At 68.6% G+C, this 8,358-nt stretch carries 4 protein-coding genes and 2 pseudogenes; 3 read left to right on the top strand and 3 right to left on the bottom strand.

Features of this window, described 5'->3' with window-relative positions; all coding sequences use genetic code 11:
- Window positions 1-82: 82 nt before the first annotated feature.
- The 3 genes and pseudogenes from BMG07_RS38295 to BMG07_RS38285 form a co-directional block, all read right to left on the bottom strand.
- A complete protein-coding gene (locus tag BMG07_RS38295) occupies window positions 83-1,630 on the bottom strand; it encodes a benzoate-CoA ligase family protein (protein WP_198088859.1) in 1,548 nt (515 codons plus the stop codon).
- 30 nt (window positions 1,631-1,660) lie between these two features.
- A pseudogene (locus tag BMG07_RS38290) lies at window positions 1,661-3,209 on the bottom strand (3,4-dehydroadipyl-CoA semialdehyde dehydrogenase).
- A complete protein-coding gene (locus BMG07_RS38285) occupies window positions 3,206-3,700 on the bottom strand; it encodes a DUF4863 family protein (protein WP_198088858.1) in 495 nt (164 codons plus the stop codon). Before BMG07_RS38285 ends, BMG07_RS38290 begins: the two are co-directional and overlap by 4 nt.
- Window positions 3,701-3,863: 163 nt before the next feature.
- On the opposite strand from BMG07_RS38285, the gene BMG07_RS38280 reads away from it, so the two are divergent.
- From BMG07_RS38280 to boxB, 3 genes and pseudogenes are all read left to right on the top strand, one after another.
- Window positions 3,864-4,811 carry a helix-turn-helix transcriptional regulator gene (locus BMG07_RS38280; protein WP_198088857.1) on the top strand — a complete coding sequence of 316 codons (948 nt, stop codon included), beginning with the start codon at window positions 3,864-3,866 and terminating at the stop codon, window positions 4,809-4,811.
- Window positions 4,812-5,142: 331 nt separating this feature from the next.
- On the top strand, window positions 5,143-6,816 hold the full coding sequence (gene boxC / locus BMG07_RS38275) for a 2,3-epoxybenzoyl-CoA dihydrolase (RefSeq protein ID WP_198088856.1): 1,674 nt from the start codon (window positions 5,143-5,145) through the stop codon (window positions 6,814-6,816).
- 35 nt (window positions 6,817-6,851) lie between these two features.
- Window positions 6,852-8,278, top strand: a pseudogene (gene boxB, locus BMG07_RS38270) (benzoyl-CoA 2,3-epoxidase subunit BoxB).
- Window positions 8,279-8,358: the final 80 nt, after the last annotated feature.

Raw genomic sequence — 8,358 nt, 5'->3', positions numbered from 1 at the left:
ACAGCGCGATGGTCGAGGCCGTCAGCCCCCACCCCGACCCTCCCCCGGAAGGGGAGGGCGCAAGAGAAAGACGCGCGGCCGCTCATGCCTGCTTTTCCTTCTCACGCAGCCTGAACCGCTGAATCTTCCCCGTCGCCGTCTTCGGCAGCTCGCTCACGAACTCCAGGAAGCGCGGGTACTTGTAAGGCGCCAGCCGCTCCTTCACGAAGGCCTTCAGCTCTTCTTCCGTTGCCGTGGCGCCGTCCTTCAGCACCACGAACGCCTTGGTCTTCGTCAGTCCTTCGGCGTCTTCCTTGCCGATCACCGCGGCCTCGAGCACCGACGGGTGCTGCATCAGCGTCGACTCGACCTCGAACGGCGACACGTAGATGCCGCTGACCTTCAGCATGTCGTCGCTGCGCCCGGCGTAGGTGTAGTAGCCGTCGGCATCGCGCGTGTACTTGTCGCCGCTCTTGGTCCAGCCGCCCTGGAAGGTGTCGCGCGACTTCTCGCGGTTGGTCCAGTACATCAGCGCGGAACTCGGGCCGCGGATGTAGAGGTCGCCTACTTCGCCGTCGGCCACGGGGCGGCCGTCTTCGCCGCGCAGCTCGATCTCGTAGCCGTCCACCGGCTTGCCGGTGGTGCCGTAGCGCACGTCGCCGGGGCGGTTCGAGATGAAGACGTGCAGCATCTCGGTCGAGCCGATGCCGTCGATGATCTCGCAGCCGAAGTGCGTCTTGAAGCGCTGCGCGATCTCGCCGGGCAGCGCCTCGCCGGCCGACGAGCACATGCGCAGCGCCACCGCTTCGCGCGCCGGCAGCTTGGGCGAAGCGAGCATGCCCGCAAAGCCCGTGGGCGCGCCGAAGAACACGGTGGGCTTGTGCTCCACCCAGCGGCGGAAGGTGGCGTCGGGCGTGGGCCGCTCGGCCATCAGGACCACGGTGGCGCCGACCGACAGCGGGAAGGTCAGCGCATTGCCCAGGCCGTAGGCAAAGTACATCTTGGCGGCCGAGAAGCACACGTCGTCTTCGGTGAGCGCCAGCACGGGCTTGCCGAACAGCTCGGCGGTCCACCACAGGTTGGCGTGCGTGTGGACCGTGCCCTTGGGCTTGCCGGTGGAACCGGACGAATACAGCCAGAAGCCCGGGTCGTCCGAGGCCGTAGTCACGGGCGATGCCAGCGGCTGCACGGCCGCGAGGGCAGCTTCGAATTCCTGCGCGCCGTCGGGCAACGCGGCGGTGGGCTGCGACACCAGCATGGCCTGCACTTCATGGCCGCCGCGCGCCATGGCCTCCTGCAGCGTCGGCAGCAGCGCGCCCGACACCAGCACGGCCTGCGCGCGGCTGTGCTCGAGCATGTAGGCGTAGTCGTCGGGCGTGAGCAGCGTGTTCACGGCCACCGGCACGATGCCGGCGTACAGGCAGCCCAGAAAGCTCACGGGCCAGTCGTTGCCGTCGAGCATCAGGAGCAGCACGCGCTCCTCGCGCCGCACGCCGGCCGCCTTCAGCGCGGCGGCCAGGCGGCGCGCGCGGTCTTCGAGCTGGCCGTAGCCGAGCGTGCCGCGGTCGTCGATATAGGCGGTGCGTTCGGCGCGGCCGCGGTTGAGGGCGAACAGGTGCTCGGCGAAGTTGAATCGTGTGGGCAGGGTCATGGTCTTGTCTCCGTCGGCCGTGTTCTTGTTCTAGAGGCCGAGCGCGGCGATGACGCCGGGGCTGGCCTGCACCGCGCTGCGGCGGTGATAGAAGTCGAGCGCGCGCAGGCGCCCAGCTCGCGCCGCCGCCCGCGCGGCCGGGGCCGCCGTGCAGCGACATCGGCATCACGTTGCCGTGGCCGGTGTGGGCCTGCGCCACCTCGGGGGTGATGACGTGCACGCGGCCGTGGCTCGGCGCGACCGACAGCGCGGCTTGCGCCAGCGCCGCGTCGTCGCTGCCGTACAGAGAGGTGACGAGCGAGCCCTGGCCGCGGTGCGCCAGCGCAATGCCGTGCGCCAGGTCGCGGTACGGCAGCAGCGTGGCGACGGGGCCGAACACCTCGACGTCGTGCACGCGCCGCGCCGCGTCGGCGTCGCGCGCGCCGAGCAGCACGGGGCCGATGCAGGCGGCCACCTTCGGGTCGGCGTCGACCAGCGGCTTGTCGCGGCCGTCGTGCAGCACGGTGGTCTGCGAGGCCAGCGCTTCGAGGCCTTCACGCACCGCGTTCAGTTGCGCGCGGCTCACCAGCGAGCCCATGCGCACGCCCTCGTTGCGCGGGTTGCCCACGGTGACGCCCGCGAGCTTGGCGCCGATGGCTTCGGCCGCCGCGTCGTACACCTCGGCCGGCACCAGGATGCGGCGGATGGCGGTGCACTTCTGGCCCGACTTGACCGTCATCTCGCGCACCACTTCACGCACCAGCAGGTTGAAGGCTTCGCTGCCGGGCGCGGCGCCGGGCAGCAGCAGGGCGCTGTTGAGGCTGTCGGCCTCGATGTTCACGCGCACCGAGCGCTCGGCCACGGCGGGGTGCGAGCGGATGATGGCGGCCGTTTCGGCCGAGCCGGTGAACGAGGCCACGTCGAAGGGCTGCAGCGCGTCCATCAGGCCGGCCGAGCTGCCGCACACGACCGACAGCGCGCCGGCCGGCAGCACGCCCGCATCGACCACGTCACGCACCATGCGCTGCGTGAGCCAGGCGGTGGCCGTGGCGGGCTTGACGATGACGGGCACGCCCGACAGCAGCGCGGGCGCGGCCTTTTCCCACAGGCCCCACGACGGAAAGTTGAAGGCGTTGATGAACAGCGCCACGCCGTGCGTCGGCACCTGCAGGTGCTGCGACTGGAACACCGGCTCCTTGCCGAGCTTCACGGCGTCGCCGTCGCGCAGCGCGCGCACGTCGCCCAGCGCGTCGCCCCACTTGGCGTACTGGCCGAGCGTGAAGATCGCGCCGTCGATGTCCACGGCCGAGTCGTTCTTCACCGTGCCGCAGTTGGCGGTGGCGATCTCGTAGTACGCGTCGCGGTTGGCTTGCAGCACCTTCACGACGGCGGCGAGCAATGCGGCGCGCTGGCGGTAGGTGAGGGCGCGCAGTGCGTTGCCGCCCTGCTCGCGGGCGAACGAAAAGGCGGCGGGCAGGTCGAGCCCGGTGGCGTCGACGCGCGCGAGTTCGGTGCCCAGCACCGGGTCGAACAGCGGCGTGCCGGTGCCCGAGCCGCTCTGCCAGCGGCCGGCGACGTAGTTGGAAAGGAGTTCGGTCATGGGGTGAACTTGATCTGCCCTTCGGGCAGGAGATACAGGACGAGCGCGCGGCCTCGGGCCACGGTCGGGCGGTGCGCGGTGCCGGGCCCGTAGACGCACCAGCCCGCGGGCCGTCCGTCGAAGGTGGCGGCGCTGCTGTCGTCCAGCGGCATGATCAGGTCGATCTCGCCGTTGGGGTGCGTGTGGTGCGGGCCGGCGATGTCCTGCATGTCGACCACGTCGACCGAGAAGCGGTGCAGCGCGTCCTCGGCCTTGAAGACACGGCCGTACCTGATGCCGCCGCCTTCGCGCTCGCACAGCCAGCCTTCGGCGACGCCGCCGATGCAGGCCTGGCGCAACTGCGCGAAGCGGGCGCTGCCCGCGCCGTGGGTGGCGTTGAGCCACTGGTCGAGCGTGCCGTCGAGCGGCCTGCCGGCAATTTCGGCGGTCAGGCCGGCAATCAGCTGGTGAAATGCTTCCTTGCCTGTGGCGGGTGTGCTGCGGTCGGACATCGTGGGGCCTCGAACTTATGAACTACCTTGCAGGAATGCTGCGTGTGCAGTATCTTGCTTGTGGCCGAACAATAAGCATCGAGACAATGAGTGTCAAGCAATATAGTGCATCTATGGTGTTTACCCTGAGCGCGCACAATCCCGGCGAAGAACGAGGAATTGCATGAATGAGCATGTAGACGCGGTGCTGGCCACCGCGCCCGAAGCGAGCACTGGCGGCAATGGCGCCGCGCCGGCCGGGGAGGCCAAGAATCCGCTGCTGGCGGCGCTGGGCGACCGCGTGCGCAACCTGCGTGCGCAGCGCGGGCTCACGCGCAAGGCCGTGGCCCTGGCGGCCGACGTGTCGGAGCGGCACCTGGCCAACCTCGAGTACGGCATCGGCAATGCGTCGATCCTGGTGCTGCAGCAGGTGGCCGGCGCGCTGCACTGCTCGCTGGCCGAGCTGGTGGGCGACGTGACGACCAGCTCGCCCGAATGGCTGCTGATTCGCGAGCTGCTCGAGCACCGCAGCGAAGCCGACCTGCGCCGCGTGCGCGTGGCCCTGGGCGAGCTGCTGGGCACGGCCTCGGTCGACCCGTCGCGGCACCGCCGCATCGCGCTCGTGGGCTTGCGCGGCGCGGGCAAGTCGACGCTGGGCCAGATGCTGGCCGAAGACCTGGAGCTGCCTTTCATCGAGCTGAGCCGCGAGATCGAGAAGCTCGCGGGTTGCAGCGTGCGCGAAATCCACGACCTGTACGGCACCAACGCCTACCGCCGCTACGAGCGCCGCGCGCTCGAGGAGGCGGTGCAGATCTACAGCGAGGTGGTCATTGCCACGCCCGGCGGCATCGTGTCCGACCCGGCCACGTTCAACGAGCTGCTCGCGCACTGCACCACGGTGTGGCTGCAGGCCGCGCCCGAGGAGCACATGGGCCGCGTGGCCGCGCAGGGCGACACGCGCCCGATGGCGGCCAGCAAGGAAGCGATGGAAGACTTGCGCCGCATCCTGAATGGCCGCGCCGCTTTCTATTCGAAGGCCGACCTGTCGGTGGACACCAGCGGCAAGACCTTGTCGCAGAGCTTCCAGGCGTTGCGTGCGGCGACCCGGCAGTCGATGGGGCTGGGCGGCTGAGCGTTCGGGGTGCGCCCAGGCCGACGGGGTGCCTTGCTCCGCGAATGTCCCCCGCCCTTCGGGCTCCTCCTTTATTTCGCTGCGCAAGGCACCCCATCAGCCTGAGCGTTTTCAGAGCACTTGTTGATCGGCCGCGAACCGACAGCGTGCCCAAGCGCACAGGGCACCGGGTACTCCCCTGAATCCCCTGACCCCTCCAGAAACTGAAAAAAAGCACAACAGGCATTGACTTGCCTCTTTGCATGCAGCATGATGCATGTCATCGGAGCAAGAAAGTGCATTATCTTTCCTGTTCACGGTTTCCGAACACAGCCCCACAGGAGACTTCCGCATGACCGACACCACGCTCCAGGCGCCCCCGCGCGTCGACTACCGCATCGAACCCGGCCAGTACCGCCACTGGTCCCTGAGCTTCGACGGCGCCATTGCGCGCCTCGTGCTCGACATCGCGGAAGACGGCGGCATTCGCCCCGGCTACAAGCTCAAGCTCAACAGCTACGACCTGGGCGTGGACATCGAGCTGAACGACGCGCTCAACCGCGTGCGCTTCGAGCACCCCGAAGTGCGCAGCGTCATCGTCACCAGCGGCAAGGACCGCATCTTCTGCTCCGGCGCCAACATCTTCATGCTCGGCGTCTCGGGCCATGCGTGGAAGGTCAACTTCTGCAAGTTCACCAACGAGACGCGCAACGGCATCGAAGACACCTCGAAGCATTCGGGCCTGAAATTCCTCGCGGCCGTGAACGGCGCCTGCGCCGGCGGCGGCTACGAGCTGGCACTGGCCTGCGACGAAATCCTGCTGGTCGACGACCGCTCCTCGGCCGTGTCGCTGCCCGAAGTGCCGCTGCTCGGCGTGCTGCCCGGCACCGGCGGCCTGACCCGCGTGACCGACAAGCGCCATGTGCGCCATGACCTGGCCGACATCTTCTGCACCAGCGTCGAAGGCGTGCGCGGCCAGCGCGCGGTCGACTGGCGCCTGGTCGACGCCGTGGCCAAGCCCGCGCAGTTCGCGGCCGCCGTGCAGGAGCGCGCCTCGCAACTCGCCTCTGGCAGCGACCGCCCCGCCGGCGGCAAGGGCGTGGCGCTCACGCGCCTGGAACGCACCGACAGCGCCGACGGCATTGCGTACTCGAACGTCAACGTGCAGATCGACCGCAGCAAGCGCACGGCCACAATCACCGTGAAGGCGCCCACCGGCACGCAGCCGTCCGACATTGCCGCCATCGAAGCCGCGGGCGCCGCCTGGTGGCCGCTGGCGATGTGCCGCGAACTCGACGACGCCATCCTCAACCTGCGCACCAACGAGCTCGACATCGGCACCTGGCTGCTCAAGACCGAAGGCGACGCCGCCGCCGTGCTCGCCTCCGACGCCGTGATGTTCGCGAACAAGGACCACTGGCTGGTGCGCGAGACCATCGGCGCGCTGCGCCGCACGCTGGCGCGCCTGGATGTGTCGTCGCGCAGCCTGTTCGCGCTGGTAGAAGCCGGCTCGTGCTTTGCCGGCACGCTGGCCGAGCTGGCCTTTGCCGCCGACCGCACCTACATGCTCGCGCTGCCCGACGATGCCGACCGCGCACCGAAGCTCACGCTGGGCGAATTCAACTTCGGCTTCTTCCCGATGGTGAACGACCAGAGCCGCCTGCAACGCCGCTTCTATGAAGAGGCCGCGCCGCTCGAAGCCGCCCGCGCCGCCGCCGGCAAGCCGCTGGACGCCGATGAGGCGCTCAAGCTCGGCCTCGTCACGGCCGCGCCCGACGACATCGACTGGGACGACGAGATCCGCATCGCCATCGAGGAGCGCGCCGCCATGTCGCCCGACGCGCTCACCGGCCTGGAAGCCAACCTGCGCTTCGCGAGCAAGGAGAACATGGCCACCCGCATCTTCGGGCGGCTCACCGCCTGGCAGAACTGGATCTTCAACCGCCCCAACGCCGTCGGCGAAAAGGGCGCGCTGAAGGTCTACGGTACCGGCCAGAAAGCCGGCTTCGACATGAACCGCGTCTGAGCGAACAAGCAGTCCGTACAACCCAAGGAACAACGATGAGCACGATCAACTACAGCGAGAAGATCCCCAACAACGTCAACCTCGGCGAAGACCGCACGCTGCAGCGCGCGCTCGAAGGCTGGCAGCCCAACTTCATCACTGGTGGGACGACGTGGGCCCCGAAGGCTCGACCAACCACGACGTGTACCTGCGCACGGCCGTGAGCGTCGACCCGCAAGGCTGGGCCCAGTTCGGCCACGTGAAGATGCGCGACTACCGTTGGGGCATCTTCCTGAACCCGGGCGACGCCAACCGCGAGATCCACTTCGGCGACCACAAGGGCGAGAAGGCCTGGCAGGACGTGCCCGGCGAACACCGCGCCAACCTGCGCCGCATCATCGTCACGCAGGGCGACACCGAGCCCGCGTCGGTCGAGCAGCAGCGCCACCTGGGCCTGACGGCGCCCAGCATGTACGACCTGCGCAACCTGTTCCAGATCAACGTCGAAGAAGGCCGCCACCTGTGGGCCATGGTCTACCTGCTGCAGAAGCACTTCGGCCGCGACGGCCGCGAGGAGGCCGACGCGCTGCTGCAGCGCACCTCGGGCGACGACAACAACCCGCGCATCCTGGGCGCGTTCAACGAGAAGACGCCCGACTGGCTCGCGTTCTTCATGTTCACGTACTTCACCGACCGCGACGGCAAGTTCCAGCTGGCCGCGCTGGCCGAGAGCGCGTTCGACCCGCTGGCGCGCACCACCAAGTTCATGCTGACCGAAGAGGCGCACCACATGTTCGTGGGCGAGAGCGGCGTGTCGCGCGTCATCGCGCGCACCGCGCAGGTCATGAACGAGCTGAAGACCGACGACGCGCAGAAGGTGCGCGCGGCCGGCGCCATCGACCTGGGCACCATCCAGCGCTACCTGAACTTCCACTACAGCGTGACCATCGACCTGTTCGGCGCCGACCAGTCGAGCAACGCCGCCATCTTCTACAGCTCGGGCCTGAAGGGCCGCTACGAAGAAGGCAAGCGCGAGGACGACCACGTGCTCAAGGGCCAGACCTACAAGGTGCTGGAAGTCAAGGAAGGCCAGCTCGTCGAGAAGGACGTGCCGATGCTCAACGCGCTGAACGAAGTGCTGCGCGACGACTTCATCAAGGACTCGGTGGCCGGCGTGAACCGCTGGAACAAGGTGCTCGAGAAGGCCGGCATTCCCACGCGCCTGATCGTGCCGCACAAGGCCTTCAACCGCCAGATCGGCGCGCTCGCGGGCATCAAGATGTCGCCGGACGGCCGCGTGGTGAACGAGATCGAATGGGCCGCCAAGCGCGACGAGTGGCTGCCGAGTTCCGAGGACTTCGCTTTCGTGGCATCGTTGATGGGCCGCGTGGTGGAGCCGGGCAAGTTCGCCGGCTGGATTTCCCCGCCGGTGATGGGCATCAACCGCCAGCCGGTGGATTTCGAGTACGTTCGCTTCGGCTGATCGGTATTGATGAGGTATTGCTCCTTCCCCCTCTGGGGGAAGGCTGGGATGGGGGCCAGCGGCGTGACCACGACAAGCGC

It is taken from the genome of Variovorax sp. E3 (genome assembly GCF_016082275.1).
Classification (GTDB): domain Bacteria; phylum Pseudomonadota; class Gammaproteobacteria; order Burkholderiales; family Burkholderiaceae_C; genus Variovorax.
This window is presented reverse-complemented; position numbering and strand designations above follow the sequence as displayed.